General features: G+C 36.7%; 14 protein-coding genes. 7 read left to right on the top strand and 7 right to left on the bottom strand.

What is annotated here, in order from left to right; all coding sequences use genetic code 11:
• Positions 1–147 precede the first annotated feature (147 nt).
• The 3 genes from speB to DDF69_RS07710 all read left to right on the top strand — a co-directional run bounded on the left by speB (position 148) and on the right by DDF69_RS07710 (position 2698).
• Positions 148–1005, top strand: a complete 858-nt coding sequence (speB, locus tag DDF69_RS07720; RefSeq protein ID WP_114820281.1) for an agmatinase — start codon at positions 148–150, stop codon at positions 1003–1005.
• 70 nt (positions 1006–1075) lie between these two features.
• Positions 1076–1918 (top strand): bifunctional helix-turn-helix domain-containing protein/methylated-DNA--[protein]-cysteine S-methyltransferase, encoded by an 843-nt coding sequence (locus tag DDF69_RS07715; protein ID WP_114820280.1) that lies wholly within the window; start codon positions 1076–1078, stop codon positions 1916–1918.
• A gap of 171 nt (positions 1919–2089) precedes the next feature.
• The gene (locus tag DDF69_RS07710) at positions 2090–2698 is read left to right on the top strand and encodes an alpha-ketoglutarate-dependent dioxygenase AlkB family protein (RefSeq protein WP_114820468.1); all 609 of its coding nucleotides are present in this window, start codon (positions 2090–2092) and stop codon (positions 2696–2698) included.
• A gap of 141 nt (positions 2699–2839) precedes the next feature.
• Here DDF69_RS07710 and DDF69_RS07705 read toward each other — a convergent pair whose 3' ends face one another.
• The 4 genes from DDF69_RS07705 to DDF69_RS07690 all read right to left on the bottom strand — a co-directional run bounded on the left by DDF69_RS07705 (position 2840) and on the right by DDF69_RS07690 (position 8756).
• Entirely contained in the window at positions 2840–4699 is a 1860-nt protein-coding gene (locus DDF69_RS07705) for a CocE/NonD family hydrolase (protein ID WP_114820279.1), read from the bottom strand.
• A gap of 277 nt (positions 4700–4976) precedes the next feature.
• Positions 4977–7745 (bottom strand): TonB-dependent receptor, encoded by a 2769-nt coding sequence (locus tag DDF69_RS07700; RefSeq protein ID WP_185144328.1) that lies wholly within the window; start codon positions 7743–7745, stop codon positions 4977–4979.
• Positions 7746–7841: 96 nt separating this feature from the next.
• The gene (locus DDF69_RS07695; protein ID WP_062674092.1) at positions 7842–8261 is read right to left on the bottom strand and encodes an SH3 domain-containing protein; all 420 of its coding nucleotides are present in this window, start codon (positions 8259–8261) and stop codon (positions 7842–7844) included.
• Positions 8262–8267: 6 nt separating this feature from the next.
• A complete protein-coding gene (locus DDF69_RS07690; RefSeq protein ID WP_114820277.1) occupies positions 8268–8756 on the bottom strand; it encodes a BON domain-containing protein in 489 nt (162 codons plus the stop codon).
• A 220-nt stretch (positions 8757–8976) separates the two neighbouring features.
• On the opposite strand from DDF69_RS07690, the gene DDF69_RS07685 reads away from it, so the two are divergent.
• Entirely contained in the window at positions 8977–10227 is a 1251-nt protein-coding gene (locus tag DDF69_RS07685) for a dicarboxylate/amino acid:cation symporter (protein ID WP_047434424.1), read from the top strand.
• A 6-nt stretch (positions 10228–10233) separates the two neighbouring features.
• A complete protein-coding gene (locus tag DDF69_RS07680) occupies positions 10234–10956 on the top strand; it encodes a phytanoyl-CoA dioxygenase family protein (RefSeq protein WP_114820276.1) in 723 nt (240 codons plus the stop codon).
• A gap of 46 nt (positions 10957–11002) precedes the next feature.
• Here the strand turns inward: DDF69_RS07680 and DDF69_RS07675 are convergent, their stop codons facing one another.
• Positions 11003–11773, bottom strand: coding sequence for a hypothetical protein (locus DDF69_RS07675; RefSeq protein WP_114820275.1), 771 nt, complete (start codon positions 11771–11773; stop codon positions 11003–11005).
• 18 nt (positions 11774–11791) lie between these two features.
• The gene (locus tag DDF69_RS07670; RefSeq protein WP_114820274.1) at positions 11792–14593 is read right to left on the bottom strand and encodes a GH92 family glycosyl hydrolase; all 2802 of its coding nucleotides are present in this window, start codon (positions 14591–14593) and stop codon (positions 11792–11794) included.
• A gap of 93 nt (positions 14594–14686) precedes the next feature.
• On the opposite strand from DDF69_RS07670, the gene DDF69_RS07665 reads away from it, so the two are divergent.
• Positions 14687–17029, top strand: a complete 2343-nt coding sequence (locus tag DDF69_RS07665; protein WP_114820273.1) for an outer membrane beta-barrel family protein — start codon at positions 14687–14689, stop codon at positions 17027–17029.
• Positions 17030–17151: 122 nt separating this feature from the next.
• Here DDF69_RS07665 and DDF69_RS07660 read toward each other — a convergent pair whose 3' ends face one another.
• Complete coding sequence (locus tag DDF69_RS07660) at positions 17152–17607, bottom strand: hypothetical protein (RefSeq protein WP_114820272.1); 456 nt, start codon at positions 17605–17607, stop codon at positions 17152–17154.
• Between the two features lie 151 nt (positions 17608–17758).
• On the opposite strand from DDF69_RS07660, the gene DDF69_RS07655 reads away from it, so the two are divergent.
• On the top strand, positions 17759–18865 hold the full coding sequence (locus DDF69_RS07655) for an Mrp/NBP35 family ATP-binding protein (RefSeq protein WP_062674106.1): 1107 nt from the start codon (positions 17759–17761) through the stop codon (positions 18863–18865).
• The last annotated feature ends 12 nt before the right edge of the window (positions 18866–18877 follow it).

Below are 18877 nucleotides of genomic sequence, written 5' to 3'. Positions count from 1 at the left end.
GCAGGTGACAGGTAGCAGATAAAAGGTCGTAAAGAGAAAGTCTGATGCTTATAAACTCTCCTACACTCTTACGCTCCAACTCACAAACTCTTCGTATCTTTGTGGTCAATATTTCAATTTTAAAACATTAAAATTTTTAAATAAAGCATGAGAACATACGCAGGAATTCCCGAGGAAAACGCAACGTTAGAGAATTCGAAAGTAATGTTGGTAACTGTTCCTTACGATGGAACTTCAACATGGGGTAAAGGAGCTGATAAAGGTCCGGAATTATTCTTAAACGCTTCTGAAAACATGGAGCTTTACGATATTGAAACTCAAACAGAACCTTATCTACAGGGAGTTTACTTAGCAGGAGAAGTTTCTGAAAATTCTTCACCGGAAGCAATGACAGAAGCAGTTTATCAGAAAACAAAGGAACTTTTGAACAATGAGGGTAAATTATTCACTCTTTTCGGTGGAGAGCACTCTGTTTCTATCGGTTCTATCCGTGCGGTAGGAGAGAAGTTTGAAAACCTTACTGTTCTGCAGTTGGATGCTCACACAGATTTACGTCCTGAGTTCCACGGTTCTACTTCCAACCATGCTTGTGCTGTTTTTGAGGCGAATCAGAAGCATAACTTAGTACAGGTGGGAATCCGTTCTATGGATGTTGAAGAAGTTGAATATTTACCGGAAGGAAGAGTATTTTTCGCTCACGAAATCGCAAACAACGAAAACTGGATCAATGATGTATTGGAAAAAGTATCAGGAAATGTGTATATTACAATAGATTTAGATGCTTTCGATCCTTCTATTGCACCCTCTACAGGAACTCCTGAGCCAGGTGGACTACAGTGGTATCCAACGCTGGAATTATTAAGAAAAGTATTTGAAAAATGTAATGTAGTAGCATTTGATATTGTAGAATTAATGGATTCTCCAATGGCTAAGCCAACGGCTTTCCTTTCTGCAAAGTTATATTACAAAATGCTTGCTTACTACGATATTTATAACAACAACTAATATTCCGCAAGAATCGGATTTTTTCTGCCGTATATTCTTTGGAAATTTGTGAGGTAAAAACAATATTATGATGTCCACACAAAGTCAGATAGATTATAACAGAATTGCCAAAGCGATAGAATATATCCAGAGCAATTTCAGGCTTCAGCCAAGTTTGGAGGAAGTGGCAGAGAATATTCACTTGAGTCCGGCTCATTTTCAGAAGATCTTTACAGATTGGGCAGGAACAAGTCCGAAAAAATTTTTACAGTTCATCAGTCTTGAACATGCTAAAAATTTATTGAAGGAAGAAAAAGCAAGTTTGTTTGATACCGCTTATGAGACAGGCCTTTCCAGTACAAGCAGGCTTCATGATCTGTTTGTAAAGATTGAAGGAATGTCTCCGGCAGAATATAAAAACGGAGGAAAAAGCCTCAGTATTCATTACAGTTTTTCCGAAAGCCCTTTCGGAAATATCTTAGTAGCTTCTACAGAAAAAGGAATCTGCTATATGGCTTTTGAAGACGATAAACAAAAAGCATTCGGGGAACTGAAACAAAAGTTCCCTAATGCTTCTTTTATTGAAAAACAGGATCCTCTTCAAAAGAATGCATTGTCCATATTCGATAAAGACTGGACAAAACTCAACACAATAAAATTACACTTAAAAGGAACCGATTTTCAGTTGAAAGTATGGGAAAGTCTGTTGACCATTCCGATGGGAAAACTGTCTACATATGGCAGCCTGGCAGAAAAAATTGGAAATCCTAAAGCTTCCAGAGCTGTTGGAACGGCTATCGGAAGTAATCCGGTTGCCTTTCTTATTCCATGTCACCGCGTGATTCAGTCTACAGGGCATCTCGGTGGCTACAGATGGGGAAGTGACAGGAAACAGTTGATTGTGGGTTGGGAAGGATCACATATTTACTCGTAAAATATTTTTACCATAAAAGACACAAAAGGTTTTATAAAGGATGATTTTTAAAATGATCCGTTAAATTTAAGCTAAAGTCCATTCCTATTGATATAAAAATTCGTGTCATTTGTGAAAAACATTGGTGTTATTTGTGTTTAAATATAAAAGCATTTAATTAAAAAAACTATGATGAGTCTCTTCGAAGAAATATCAGATTATCCCCTTAATATCCTTCCACACGACGGAACCGTTCACTACTACGGCAAGATTTTCTCAAAAGAACAATCAGATTTTTACTATGATTATCTGCTCAACCAGATTCCATGGGAAAATGATGAAGCACTGATCTTTGGAAAACTCATCTTAACCAAAAGAAAAGTAGCCTGGTTTGGAGAGAAAGCTTTTGAATATACCTATTCGAAACGAACAAAATATGCCCAATTCTGGACTCCGGAATTATTGGAACTGAAGAAAAAATGTGAAGAAGTTTCAGGGGAAACTTACAATTCATGTCTGCTGAATTTGTACCATGACGGAAGTGAAGGTATGGCTTACCATAGCGATGGTGAAACAGATCTCAAAAAACACGGAGCTATTGCTTCTTTAACTTTTGGAGCGGAAAGAAAATTTTTATTCAAACATAAAGCAACCAAAGAAAAGGTAGAAATATTTCTTGAAAACGGAAGCTTATTAATTATGAAAGGAATCACTCAGGATAACTGGCTTCACAGGCTTCCGCCTACAACAAAAGTAAAAACTCCAAGAGTCAACCTGACCTTCAGAACCATTGAAGAATAAGCTTATCATCTCCATCAATAGAAGTGGGCTTAAGCCCACTTGAACAAAAACAACAAATTCATCTGGCTTTAGCCAAAACCTAAAAAATAAACTGTAAATATTCAAAAATAAAAAGCTGCTCAAACGAACAGCTTTTTCAATTTATTTTAAAATTTCAGCTTCAATAGAGCTGTCATCATATACTTTAATAAATGCCTTGGTGTAATCCTCTTTATTGGCAAAATTCGGATTATCCATAAATTTCTGTGGGTTGATTGCGAAAAGCGGGAACCATGTGCTGCTGATCTGAATCTGGATTTTGTGTCCTTTTTTGAACGTATGAACCACATCCTGAAGTCTGAAATTAACAGCCGTCTTCTGGTTAGGAACCAAAGCCTCACCCTTTTCTTTGGTATTTCTGAATCTTGCAGGCATAATCTCACTTCTTACCATCTGATGGTAGTTGCCATAGATCACTCCGTCTTTCTTTTCAGCAGGTTTAAAATCTTCAGGATAAACATCAATTAATTTTACTGCAAAATCGGCATCTGTAGAAGTGGATGCAATGTTTAGTTTCGCCATGATCTCTCCGGCAAATGTAATATCATCAGTCAATACATCGGTAGTAAACGTTAATACATCAGGTCTTCCGACAGAAAATCTCTGGTCTTCCGACATATAATTTTTTGGTGTGAAACCGTTGAAATCTTTTAAATGATCTGAGCTTAAAACAGGATTATCAGGATCACTGTAATATTCAGAATAGCCTTGTCCTGATGATTTTTTCAGGGTTTTATCAGCCAGATAGAAATTCACTTTCTGTGCGTTTTTCGGTGGGTAAGAAGCAAATTCCTTCCATTCTTTAGCTCCGGTGTCATACATTAATGCTTCAGGAAGTCCTGCCTCTTCTTTTGTATTGCCTTTCAGATAATGATTAAAGAATCTGGTTTCAATATTTTTTTGGTAGTAAGTGGCAATACTATCTCCAAAATACGTTTCGCTGTGAAAATGTTTTCCCTGCTCCTGAGACCAGCCGCCATGCGAGAAAGGTCCCATTACGATTGTATTTTTGGCTTTAGGGCTTGTTTTTTCGATGGTTTTATAAATATTCAATGGTCCTGAAAGATCTTCTGCATCAAACCATCCGCCAACAGTCATTACAGCGTGGTTGATATTTTTTAAGTGAGGAAGAAGCCCTCTTTTCTGCCAGAATTCATCGTAGTTGGTATGATTCATAATTTCTGTCATGAAGAAATTATTCTTGTAATATTTTTCATAGGCATCTTTCAGTGTTCCCAAGTCTCTGTAGAATTTCAAACCATCTTCAGAAGTCTGCTTGATGAAAGAATCCATATACCAAGCCTGCTTTTCCGGTTGTGTTTTCTGAACCCCAAAAACAGGAAATGTTCTGAAATAGCCCAACATAAATCTTCCGTTGTGAAGGAAGTCGTCATTCCAGAAATCAGAAATAGGTGCCTGTGGCGAAGAAGCTACCAAAGCAGGATGTTGTGACAAAGTTCCTACAGCAGTATAGAATCCTGGGTATGATGTTCCGAATTGGCCAACTTTACCATTGTTATCTTTCACATTTTTCAAAAGCCATTCGATGGTATCATAAGTATCTGTACTTTCATCAACATCTTTTTTGGTTTTGCGCTCCACCTGCGGAGTCATATTGGTAAAAGTACCTTCACTCATATATCTTCCGCGCACATCCTGATACACGAAAATATACTTGTCTTTCATAAGGTAAGTGTTGGGACCTACCTTTGTTTTATATTCACTCTCTCCGTAAGGAGCAATGCTGTAGCAGGTTCTCTGCATCAGGAAGGGATATTTGTTCTTGTTCGAGATATCTTTCGGAATATACACCGCTGTGAAAAGTTTCACTCCATCACGCATGGGAATATAAAATTCTTTCTTGGTGAAATTATCTTTAACGAAACTATCTTTCTGTTCGGTTTTCTGAGCTTTTCCAAGAATGAAAAAAAGAATACATAATACTGAAATATGGATTTTCATAAAAAAAATTTACCGCTAATTTAAAAATAAAAACAGGTTTATTAATAAATCTTGTTTAAAAGGTTGTTGTTGTCAGAATCTATCTGGATGAATATGATCATATTTCGTTGTAAACCACCCCGTCAAAAATTCTTTGAATTTTCGCCACCCCTCCGGAGGAGGAGAATATTACGTCTTCAGTTGTAATGGTGTTTAGGGATGAATTTCAGGTTATTTATAGAAATAGCCGGAAAGATCCGGCCATTATCAAAAATATATATAAAAGTATGGTGTTGTTTTACTGCATCTTTTTACCTGCAAATTTATTCAGTTTCATACTGATGGAGAACATAATGTATCGTTTCAGGATGAGGTCTTCACGGTCTTCAAAATAAGAATCGGTGATGGTTCTTCTCACGCTTTGATTTTGATTTAAAACATCATATACCTTTACTTTTGCTGTGAACTGTTTTTTATAGAATGAATATCCAAGGCTGGTATTCCAGAAGTAGAAATCTTTTTTAAAGCCAGGGGCAATATTGGAATTGGTATTGTATTCAAAATCGTTTCCAAACACCAATCTTCCCTTGAGCATATAATTCGTCAGTTCAAGTTTTAAGGATTGATTCGCTGTATTTACATTCGTTATATTGTAATTGGTATAATTTGAAAAATTGTATCCCAGCCTGTAAGAGGGCTTAATCGTCATTTTATCCTTAATTTCATAGGTAAGATTAAGTCCGGGGTTAAGACTATATGAGTTGCTGGTAAAGGCCTGTCCGTCTATAAAACCATTATTGTAAGCATAATTCATGGTGAATCTTGGATTGATAATAAGTTTATTATTTTTCCATTTCAATACTTTACTTAAACCTCCGCCACCATTGATGCTTTTATTTCCGCTTACGTTGTCATAAGTGATTACCTGTTTTCCTGCATTATCATAGGTGGAAAAATTGATAATATCATTATTTCTGTACGTAAAGCCAATATTGAAATAGTAGCTTAACTCTTTCACTTTATTATAATTATTGAAATACACATAAAGATTGTTGGTCCAGGTGTTTTTCAAATCCGGGTTTCCCTGAAAGGTAATCAAGGGGTTTGATTCATCTTTATACGGAGTCAGTTGTTCTGCGGTGGGAATGGTGAAGTTGGAATAGTTGTAAAAGCTTAAAGTTTTTCCTTCTGACAATTGATAATAAAGGTTCACATTATATTGGGGCAGTACAAAATTCTTCTGCAGATCATATTGCTGGCCGTTATAAATAGAATTTACTTTCATATCCGAAATGTCAAGGTTCATGGAAGCCCAGAAATTCAGTTTCTTTTTGCTAATCTGGTAAGTCAACTCAGGAGAGATCTGATTGATTCTTTGCTTCATATTGTTGGATAAAAGCTGGTTGAATTTAGTGTAATCTCCTGTCGTATTATCAAAATCGTTTACATTCCTCAGATCTCTGGAAGATCGGGTTTCATATTTCACTTCAAAACTTACACTTGAAGAATCGGAAACGGGCTCTGTATATCCGGCAGTAAAATTGAAACTGCTGTTCTGATTTTTATTTTTGGCTAGCTGATCCCTGTTGTCTGTTGTGGTTCCATTAGTTTGGTAGAACGTATTTTGAGATTGGTTCAGGTTATCTCTTTTAGATTCAGAAATAGAACTGTTCATATTGGCAGAAATCGAACGGCCTTTTTTCTTGAATTTTCTTGAAAAATAGAGGTATGGATTAAATGAGTTGCTTTCAGAATCATTACTTGAATACGCATTACTTTCATTCAGAAGGCTGCCATTCCTTAAAGAAGAAGATCTTGAATTATTGAAACTGAAGCTGCTGTTTTTCGTAAACCTCGGAGAAAGATAGATACTGGTCATAGAATCCAGTTTGATTTTAGCCGAAGTATCAAAGCTGTATTGTTTGGATTCATTTTCTCCGTTGCTTTCAGAATTGGTCTGAAGCGTGTAAGTAGGGAGAAGGGTAGATCTTGAAACTTTAGACCTTGTTTCTATATTAGAGTCGGAATGCATCAGACTGAAGGAATCCAGATCAGCATCTTTTCCCAGCTTGTCACTGTAATTTAACCCAATAGTTGTAGACCTTTGAATTCCTTTCGTACCACCTCCCTGGTTATAGTAAGTCACATTTCCTACCGTTGAGACGGATCCTCCCTGCATCATCCAGGCATTCCGGCCATTTCCCATACTATCAAACACCTCATCTCTGGAAAATCCCTGGGAATTGATGTTATTGGAAGAAGCCAATAAACTTATTTTTGTATCGCCTTTAAAATAACTTGCCAGTCCGCTTGCTTCATACCGCTTATCTGATCCATAGCCGACCGTAAGTCTGGTCAGCAAACCTTTGTTTTTCTTTTCATCAATATTAAAGTTGATCGTAGTATTTTGAGATTTGGCTGTTTTTCCGCTGAGTTCTTCTTCCTTTGTTTTAGTGGTGGTAAACTGAATATTCTTGATGATATCTGCGGGTAAATTCTGAAGGGCAATTTTACCATCTTTATCAAAGAAAGGTTTTCCATTGATCATGATTTGGTCCACCTCTTTTCCATTCACGGTAATCTTTCCTTCATTGCTGATTTCTACCCCGGGAATCTGCTTCAGAAGCTCTTCAATTTTACTGTCGGGCCTTACTTTGATAGCGGCTGCACTAAATTCAATAGTGTCTTTTTTAATTTTTACCGGAGAAACTGTGATTTTTACTTCATCAATTTTATTCACAATACTTTGTTTCTCAAGCTGAATATCTCCCAGAGATAGCGACTGATCTATTTTCTCAAATTTTTTTGAATAGGAAGTTAATTTATCCGCATCAATTTTTAGAATGGAAGGTTCTTTCATATCATCAATCTTCAGTGAGAATTTTCCTTCCCGATTGGTTGCCGTATAATTGATAATAGATGAATCTTTTTGTTTCAAAAGATAGACGGTGGCATTTTCTATCGCTTTCTTTTCAGAATCGGATATTTTTCCGTCAATGTGTAACTTTTGGGCGTGCAGAATAATGACAGTGAACATCAAAGTCAATAGCAACAGAGTTTTCTTCATTAGTTTTTTTTTCAGAGCCGTAAAAATATAAAAACATCCCAAAACAGGGATGTTTCTATGCTTTTTTTGTGAAAATTTATTATTTTTTAATAAAAATTATGCTCTTAAATATCTTGAGTAAGCATATCCTTCCTGGCCGTCAGCATTTTTTACTTTCCACCAGTCATCAGAAGTCTGCTCGATAAGAGTCACAGAAGAACCTTTCGCAGCTTTACCTACAACGGCAGCTTCAGTAGAAGGTTCCTGTCTGATGTTAAGATTAGATTCTTCAGTAGCCACTGTTAAAGAAGCACCTGAAGCTAAACCTGCAACCTGTACATCAATATTGATATCTGAAGCAGAATAAGTAGAATCAATAGCTCCTAAAGCATTCCAGACAGCATCTTTAGCCGCAGTATTGGAAGCATTTCCGGAAACATAAAGAATTCCATCCTGCTCCTGAACCTGAAGGTTAGAAATCCCAGCAGACTGAGCCGCTGAAACTACGCTTGAATATTTATCTTGTAATTGGCTCATCTTAAATTATTTTACGATTAGGTTGTTATTATACTTTCCGATTTTCAAAGCATCTACAGATTCTTTGATTTTTCTAGCCTGTAAGGCAGAAACATTTCCTGTAAGAGTAAGCTGTCCGTTTACAACTTCTACTTTTACAGAAGGGAAATCTTTTACTGCGTCCTGAACTTTTTTCTGAACAGCAGGATCTACAGCAGATGCCGTTTCAACCGGTGCTGCAGGTGCAGGAGCAGCTATAGTAGACATATCCATTACGTCTTTTACTCCGCTGATTGCTTTTAATTGTGCAATCATTGCGTCTTTAGACTGTTGATCTGCGAAAGTACCGCTTAAGTGAGCTACACCATCTTTTACTTCAACAGAAGCATTGGGATTAGAAGTTACTATAGTTGTAGCCTGAGTCTGAAGGTCGGCATCAGAAACTTTCTTTTTACAAGAAATAGCACCGAAAGATACAGCTACAGCTAATGCAGCCATTGCAATAGTTTTTTTCATATTGTATATTTATTAATGTTGTTATACACTCAAATGTAATAATAAAATTTGTACCAAAAGAATAAAAATTCAATAAATGTTTCTTAATTTTTTTACAATATTTTCTAAACCAGGGTTTTAATTTTTTGGGATTAAAAACTTAACGCAAAATTCAACTCTATAGAAGAAAATCTTCTGCCAATTGAAAAACCATTATATTTGCGCAAATTGAACTATATATATGAAAGGACAGAATAAACTTTTTATAGCAATTATCATTGCACTTCTTCTGGGAGTAGGAATTGGAGGTATTGTACACGTAAGCTATCCGGATAGTGCAGAACCATTTTCTAAAAATATAAAACTGTTGGGAACGGTTTTTATCAGATTGGTACAGATGATTATTGCTCCATTGGTTTTTACGACATTAGTAGTGGGGATTGCCAAAATGAGTGATATCAAAATGATCGGAAGAGTAGGTACAAAAGCCATGCTTTGGTTTATTTCCGCTTCTCTGATTTCCCTTTTTATCGGGTTGATTCTTGTTAACTGGCTGGAACCGGGACATGTTACCAAATTACCGATTCAGGATGTCGCTTCTGCTGATGAACTTCTTAAAAGCAGCAAAAGCTTTTCCATGGAAGACTTTGTAAAGCACATGATTCCTAAAAGTTTATTTGAAGCTTTCGCTACCAACGAAGTATTGCAGATCGTTGTATTTGCAGTGATGTTTGGTGTTGCACTGGCTAATCTGGGAGAAGAATATGCTAAACCAGTTGTGAAACTATTTGATATTATTGCTCATGCTATTCTTAAAATGGTAGGGTACATCATGTGGTTTGCTCCGCTTGGAGTATTGGGAGCTATTGCAGCGGTAGTAGCCACCAATGGTTTTGAAATCTTTAAAGTATATGCTATTTATTTAAGAGACTTCTTCTTTGCTATAGGAGTTCTTTGGCTGGTTCTTTTACTGGTAGGGTATTTCATCTTAGGAAACCGTCTTTTTGATCTTTTAAAAAGAATTAAAGAACCTTTGCTGATTGCTTTCTCTACTACAAGTTCAGAAGCGGTATTCCCGAAATTGGTGGAAGAACTGGAGAAATTTGGGTGTAACAGTAGAGTAGTATCTTTTATTTTACCTTTAGGATATTCATTCAACCTGGACGGAAGTATGATGTACATGACATTTGCTTCAATCTTCATTGCACAGATTTACGGAATCGAAATGACTCTGGGGCAGCAGATCACCATGCTTTTGGTATTAATGCTTACTTCCAAAGGAATTGCCGGAGTTCCGAGAGCTTCCCTGGTAATTATTGTAGCAACATGTTCAATGTTTGGTATTCCACCGGAAGGTATTGCTTTGATTTTACCAATTGACCATTTCTGTGATATGGGTAGAAGTATGACGAACGTACTTGGAAATACGCTGGCAACGACAGCGGTTTCAAAATGGGAAGGACAGTTAACTGAACCATTAGACAAAATTTAAATATCAATGAGTTTATATAACTTAGAAAATCATAAAAGCCATATTGAAGAATATGGCTTTGCTGTTATCAACAATGTGTTTTCGCAGAAAGAACTGGAAGACATCAATGTTGTTCTGTACAATATAGATACTTCAAAAGAAAATTTTAGAAAGTCTGAAGATCTTTTTGCCATCAGACAGTTTTTAAAGGAAGTTCCGGAAATCAAAGACCTTGTGTTTAATGAAAACATCAGGAAAATGATAAAGGAAATCTTTGGAGAAAAATATTTTGTGGTTAAAAGTATCTATTTTGATAAGCCTGAAACCTCCAACTGGTATGTGGCCTATCATCAGGATCTGACAATTTCTGTAGATAAAAAGCTGGAATTGGAAAATTTCGGACCGTGGACCACCAAACAAAATCAGTTTGCGGTACAGCCTCCACTCAACATTTTGGAAAATATTTACACCATCAGAATCCATCTTGATGATACCGATGAAAATAACGGAGCATTGAAAGTAGTTCCCAAATCTCATGCAAAAGGTATTTACAGACCGGAAACCATCGACTGGACTGTAGAAACCGAAGAAATATGCAACGTAGAAAAAGGGGGAATTATGCTGATGAAACCTTTAACGCTTCACGGCTCTAACAGAACCACCAACAGAAAGAAAAGAAGAGTCATTCACATCGAATTTTCTGATATCGAACTTCCGGAAGTCCTGCAATGGTCGGAAAGAATGAATTGAAAAATAAACCCTTCTTCAAAATTCTGAAGAAGGATTTATTTTAGTATTAATCACAGGAGATGATTTCACCATACGGCTTGTCTATATTTTCTTTATGATAGGAGAGAAATAGCAGGCCTTCTTTAGGGTTGGGATCCCAGAAAGATGTCGGTGTGGAGACTTTCATCTTTGTTTTCAGTATATTTTCGATCATATTATCCTTACTTCCAAAAGTTGTAACAGGAGTAATTTCCTGAATTTTTGATGTATCATCTATTTTTACTTTATAGATAGCAAAAGACTGCTTAGGCTTGAATCCACTGATCTTTGATAAATCAGATCTATATTCGGTTTGAGTTTCATCATAGCAACGGGTAAATTGTAAGCCTATAAACCTGAATGTATTATTATTTAAATAAGTAAAGGCTTTTTCCAGATTTTTAAGCCACGATTTTTCATCTTTTGTTGGTTTATTTTCCAGTTTTGATTTTGGAGTACAGGATGAAATAGAATAGGTGTTATTGTATTGGTTTAAAAAGATCAGATATCTTTCATTGGGCAGTACATCAATTTCACAAGCTCCGGAATAGGAATTTCCAATGAGCCCTCTCACATTCATTGTTTTGAATGTTTTAGCTCCCTTATATACTTTTTCAATTTCAATATCTGCTTTATAGGATCTTTGCTCAGTATTTTCGTCATATACTTTCAAAATTTTGATAATACCTACAAATTCAGAATTTTGATAATTGTGTGCTAAGGTTTCATATACACATGAGCAGGCTGAAACTTTTATAATACTTAAAAGTAAAAAGAGTAGTAATGATAATTTTTTCATAGGTGTTGTTTTTGTTTTTTACTTCACAGCAATCTCATCAATAAAGATATATGCATCACCTCCCGCTCCCTGATGCCATTCCGGAAGTTTTCCGAAGTAGTAAGCTTTTACTTTAATATATCGGGCTTCGGTAGGAAGAATTTCTGTTGAAAAGTCTTTGATCTGTACTTTTTCATCCTTAGGATCAATAGTATTGTCAACCGTTTTCAGAAGGACAAAATCTTTTCCGTTCATGGAGGCATAATATTCTACTTTTTTAGGCATCAGAATCCAGGCTCTGCTGTCCTGAAGGTAAGTGGAGGATAATGATTTTATGTTTTTAGGGGATTTAAAATCAATGACTGCTTCAAAATTTTGTCCCTGATATCCGTGCCATTCCCCTTTTCTCCAGTTCACATCTCCTCTGATTCCGTCAATAAGAGCCAGGTTTCCGGTAGCACTGTACTGTGGAGTTACTTTTGACAGAATATTAATATCCCAATAATTAGGTCTTCTGTTGAAATGAGCAGTAGTTACAGAACTCTTTTCTCCGTTTCTTTCAGCATAAGCCATTACCTGAGTGGTTTTGGTGATGGAGAATGGTCCTTTATAAGTAGAGAACGTCTTTCTTTTATTGCTGTCACTGTCATCCATCGTCATGTAGTACACTTTGTCATTCGGATGCAATGGTGTGATTTCTACTTTGGTAGAAAAATCAAAGATTCTGTCAGCAGCAATTACTGGTGAAGCGGTTTGTTCAGCATATTTAAAATCTTTAACAGGTTTTACATTTTCGAACCCCAGTTTTTTAAGTTCAGCTCTGCCGGTAGCTTTTGTAATCGTTTTGGTGGTTCCATCTTCAAGATGAATTTTAATTTCATCAAAATAAGGCGTCGTGGTTTCCCATTCCGGTAATCCCGGAGTGACAGAATAAATTCCCATGGAGCTTAAAACATACCATGCACTCATCTGGCCGCAGTCTTCATTTCCGATCAATCCGTCAGGAGTATTTTTATAAAAGTTATCAAGGATGTATTTGATTTTGGCATCTGTTTTTTCTGGCTTATCTACAAAATTGTACAGATAGGCAATATGATGGCTTGGTTCATTTCCCTGGGCGTACTGTCCCATCAATCCTGTGATATCCACTTGTTCTCTTCCTGTTGTTTTATCAGGAGCGGTAAAAATAGCATCAATGAATTGTTCAAATTTTTCTTTCCCGCCATGCGCTGCAATAAGCCCCGGAATGTCCTGCTGTACAGAATAAGAATAATGCCATGAGTTTCCTTCCGTATAATTGTTATTGACTTCTCTCGGATCAAAAGGTTCATACCAGTTTCCGTTTTTTCTCGGCTGCATAAAACCTGATTTAGGATTGTACAGGTTTTTCCAGTTCTGAGAACGTTTCATGAAATACTGATACTCTTCTTTTTTGCCTAAAATTTTGGCCATCTGAGCAATACACCAGTCGTCATAAGCATATTCTACAGTTTTGGAAACACTTTCGTGCTCGTCGTCTATGCTGATATAATTATTCTGTTTATAGGCATTCAATCCAAAAATGTCCTGCATGGCAGAACCTTTTGCCGCCTGAAATGCCTTTTCGTAATCAAACCCCTGAATTCCCTTAGCCATAGCATCTGCAATGACTGAAACAGAGTGGTAGCCAATCATACATTCTGTTTCATTGGAGGCCAGCTCCCATACCGGAAGTTTTCCTCCCTGTTCATATTGTTTAATGAAAGTATTGATAAAATCGGCTGTTCTTTTTCTATCAATTAAAGTCATCAGCGGATGAGCACCTCTGAAGGTATCCCAAAGTGAGAATACGGTGTAATAATCAAAACCATTGGCAGTATACAGCTTATTGTCTCTGCCTCTGTATTTTCCGTCAACATCCATATTGATGTTGGGTTGTGTGAAAACATGATAAAGAGCGGTATAAAAAACGGCTAATTTGTTTTTATCATCAGATTTCACCTCAATTTTGGAAAGTTCTTTATCCCAATTCGTTTCGGCCTGTTTTTTTACTGCTTCAAAATCCTTTGATTGTCCTTCTGCCAGCATATTTTTTCCTGCTCCTTCATAGCCTGTTGGGGAAACAGAAACTTTGACATTAATCTTTTCTCCTTTTTTAACGTTAGCTGAAAATGCCAGTGCAAGTTTTGTCCCCGTAAAAAGATTGTTTTCCTGTTTTCCGTTGACCTCTTTTTGGGAAATTTTCATAGGTTTTGAAAACTCAATCCTCGCGTAGATGTACTGGTTGGTAGCCCAAGCCTCACTTCTTCTGAAAACTTCAATCGTTTTATCATCAATAATTTTTACTTCACCCTCCAGAAGCTTATCTCTGTGGTTGAGGTCTAAAATGATATTGGCATTTCCTGCATTGTTGAAAGTGTATTCATGATACCCGACTCTTTTGGTCGTTGTAAGACGAACGTCAATATTATTTTTATCTAATTTGACAGCATAGAAACCGGCTGTTGCTTTTTCATTTTTATGCGAAAATTTTGATGAATAATCTTTGCTATTCAGGCTTGGATTTCCCATGGTGGGCATCAGCATAATGTCTCCGTAATCTGAAACTCCCGTTCCATTCAGGTGGGTATGAGAAAAGCCATAGATCACAGAATCTGAATAATGGTATCCGCTGCATCCGTCCCAGCTTCCGTCAATTCTGGTATCTGGAGAAAGCTGTACCATTCCAAAAGGGACAATTGCCCCCGGAAAAGTGTGGCCATGGCCTCCGGTTCCTATCATTGGATTGACATATTGAGAATAATTCTGTGCAGAAATGATCTGAGTAATACAGATGGAAAATATAATAAGCCCTTTTTTCATGTTTTGATTTTAAAGAACGAAGATATTGAAAAACAGGAAAAGAGATGTAATAAAAGTCGATTGCGGTTTGTCTTATTAAAAACGATATAATTCATGAAGAAGATAGTACTTGCTGTGATCATGCTGTTGCCTGTAGCTGCATTTGCCCAAAGTATAACCGGGAAGATCACCCAAACCGGAAATGCTGTTCCTTACGTTGAGGTGGTTGCAGTAAAAAATCAGAAACAGCAGACTGCTATTTCAGACGAAAAAGGAAATTACTCCCTGAAACTTTTAGAAAACGGAAACTATAATATCAGACTTATCCAGGATGGTATTGAAATATCCAATAAAGATATTGCTGTTAACGGAACAGTGAAACAGGACTTTTTTATTGAAAAAAAGAATGAAAGACAAATCGAAGGGATAACGCTTACTGCCAGAAAAAAGCTGATTGAAAGAAAAGCAGACAGACTCGTATTTAATGTTTACAATTCTGTTGCCTCACAGGGGATGGATGCTGTGGATGCTCTTGCGACAACTCCTTTGGTAAAAGTAGATGATAATACAGGCGTTTCCATTGTTGGGAAAAGTGGAGTGGCAGTAATGATCAACGACAGAATTCTGAATTTGTCAGATGCAGAACTGGTTACCTATCTGAAAAGTCTCAGATCCGAAAATATAGAAAAAATTGAAGTCATTACAGCACCTCCTGCCAAATATGAAGCGCAGGGAAATAGTGGATTGATCAATATTGTTTTAAAGAAAAACCAGAATCTGGGATGGAGTGGAAGTTTGACCTCCAGTCTGCAGCAGCAGACCTATACCGGGAATTCAAACAGTGTAACGGTCAATTATCAGAATGAAAAACTACGTTCTTCGTTAAAGCTGAGACAGAATAAAAATGAAAAGCATTCTTATGAAAACTATTGGATAGAAGGAGCAGACGGTCTTAAAAGCAATGATAACAGAAGAGATTTCGGGGATGGGCTTGGCGCCAATGTAAGTCTGGATTATCAGTTGAGCAAGAAGTCCAATATCGGGTTTATTTATGATTTCGGATTCGGACATTCCAATATGGATATCAGGAATACTTCAAACTATTTCCAGAATGGAATTTATACCAATACACTTCTCACCGATGCGGAGCATAGAGCTACAGGAAGACAACATACAGCCAGTGCTTATTATGATTTGAAATTCGGGCAACAGGATCATAAGCTGAGCATCACAGGAAATTATTTTTCCAATACTCCGGAAACAACGATTGACTTTACCACTACAGAGAGTTCGGGTGATAGATTTGTTGTAAAATCACCGTCTATGGTAGATTATAAAATTTATTCCGGACAGGCAGATCTTACATTGCCTTATCAGTTTGCAAAGACAGAAGCAGGGGTGAAATTCACGAATTTTGATAATAATTCCAGTATATTTTATCAGAACTTAACGAACGGGCAATATATTACAGATCCTCTGAAAAGCAATGAATTTGAGTATAACGAGAAAAATTATGCAGCTTATATCAGTTTTGAAAGATCATTCAACGAAAAATGGTCTGCAAAAGCAGGTTTACGCTATGAATATTCGGTGGTCAACGGAAATTCTCTAACTTCCGGACAGCAGACTGAAAATTCGTATGGGAAATTTTTTCCAACGGCGTATATCAGCTATAAAAGCAATGAAAATCATACTTTTAACCTGAATTATTCCAAAAGAATCAACAGACCAGGATTCCGCGCGATCAATCCCTACCGATGGTATACCAATATCAATTCTTATTTTACCGGAAATCCTTTTCTGAAGCCATCTTTCAATCATAATTTTGAATTCTCTTATGTGTATAAAGGAAAATTATCGGCATCAGCTTATTTTCAGAGAACCGTCGAAGCATTTAGTCAATTGGCAACTCTGAAAGGGGAAAACAGGGTAAGTACTTTTGAAAATTATTATAATCAGAACAGTATAGGAGTTTCGCTTAATTACTCTGATACTTTTTTCAAAAAATGGGAAGCCAATTACTCGGCCAATTATTCTTATATGAATACGGATGTTTTTGCAACCGATGCGCTTTCCAGAAAAGGAAACAGTTATGATTTCGATTTTCAGAATAATATATCACTCAACCCAAGTAAAACAATACAGTTGATTCTGAATTACTGGTTCCGTCTGCCTTCCAATTCCGGAAATTCCTATATGAAGTTTGCAGGAAATCTTACCTCAGGGGTGAAACTGAATCTTATGGAAAAGAGTCTTCAGCTGAATATTTTTGTTTCAGATATCTTAAAGCAAGGCAAAAGTCTGGGAGAAATTTATTATACCACAGGAACGCATTCCTATAATAATTACTACGACGCCAGAAGACTTACCGTATCTGCAACCTATACTTTTGGAAACAAAAAAGTAAAAGGAACGGACCGTAATGTAAGGTTTGATGAAAAAAACAGAGCCAATTAATACTCTGACTTTAAATTATTTTTTGATGCATGTCATTCTGATTGAAACGAAGTGGAATGAAGAATCTCTTCCTTCGTCAGAAACCGGAAATTCAGCATGGGTTATGACAATACAGAAAATTTCTACACTTCTCCCTCAAAGAAATCATTGAGATATTCCTCTTTGTCTTTTTCTTCTCTTCCGGAACCGAGAAATTTTTTCCAGGACTGAGATTCATGATAGACAATGCCCATTTCCCAGACACAGTAAGTCGGAAGATGGGTTTTGTTTCTGTCCCATACTTCAAATTTTCCGGAACCATCATAATACACGCTTTCCCATAATTCGTTTTCACTTCGCCATGTGCAGACTAACAGGAGATAATTTTCTCCACAGCGATGCATGATGACAAATCCCAGATCATCGATGTTTTTAAAATTTTCTTCAGCATTTTCAATGCACCATTGGGCATTATCAATGTCCTGTTGTGAAACTTCCAAAGGATCACTCGCGAGGTCATACCATTTGAATTTTGTTTTTCCGACGGTAAAAATTCCTTTTGGCTGTGCGTATTTGGAAGGATAGGAAGTCGTTTTCATATCAATTGCTTTCTGAGGTTGGGTGTGGTGTCAGGATAAAAAATCAGAAATAAGAAATTTTTAACGATCTGATTTATCACCTGATATTATAGATTTTATTGATTCTAAATTACCGAAAAAATCCGTAAATTTGTAAACAATTTATATTTATATGTTGACGAAAGAAAAGGTTCAGGAATTCCTTAAAGAAATAGAAGTAGACGATTTGGTGAATAATCTTCAGATTATGGGTAACGATGTTTATATTGACATGACTGCTCATTCGCCTGCAATGCACGAAAAGAAAAAACTGGAGGCTGCTATGAAACAGGCTTTTGCCAGTGAGTTTGGAGAAGACATTCATTTAAAACTTAAAATCGTTTCTCCGGAGCCTAGTGAAATTCAGCAAAGTCAGATCAAAGGAAAACAAATTCCGGGAATTCAAAATATTATCGCTATTGCTTCCGGTAAAGGAGGAGTAGGGAAATCTACCGTTTCTGCAAATATGGCAGTAACGTTGGCAAAAATGGGATTTAAAGTAGGATTACTGGATGCTGATATCTATGGTCCTTCAGTTCCTACCATGTTTGATACAGAGGGGCAAAAGCCAATTTCTGTAGAAGTAAATGGTAAGAACCTGATGAAGCCTATCGAAAATTATGGGGTTAAAATGCTTTCAATAGGATACTTCTCAGGAGCTAATCAGGCTGTAGTGTGGAGAGGTCCTATGGCTTCAAAAGCATTGAACCAGATGATCAGAGATGCTGCATGGGGAGAACTTGATTTCTTATTAATTGACCTTCCTCCGGGAACAGGAGATATTCACTTATCTATTATCCAGGAAGTACCGGTAACAGGAGCAGTGATTGTAAGTACACCTCAGCATGTTGCACTGGCAGATGTAAGAAAAGGGATTGCGATGTTCCAGATGGAAAGTATTAACATTCCGGTTCTTGGATTAATTGAAAATATGGCGTATTTTACACCGGAAGAACTTCCTGACAATAAATATTATATCTTTGGAAACCAGGGAGCACAATATTTAGCTGAAGATCTTGGAATTCCGGTATTGGGAGAAATTCCTTTGATCCAAAGCATCAGAGAAGCAGGAGACGTCGGAAGACCGGCAGCACTTCAGGAAGGATCTAAAATTGCAGATATCTACACCGAAACTGCCAGAAAAATGGTAGAAAGCTTAGTGGAAAGAAATAAAAATCTTCCTCCTACTGAAGCAGTGAAGATTTCCACAATGGCGGGATGCTCACCAAAAGCAAAATAATAATAATTTCAA

Source organism: Chryseobacterium sp. KLBC 52 (genome assembly GCF_003347605.1).
GTDB lineage: Bacteria > Bacteroidota > Bacteroidia > Flavobacteriales > Weeksellaceae > Chryseobacterium.
The sequence above is the reverse complement of the archived record's forward strand: the minus strand, read 5'-3'. Positions and strand labels throughout refer to the sequence as shown.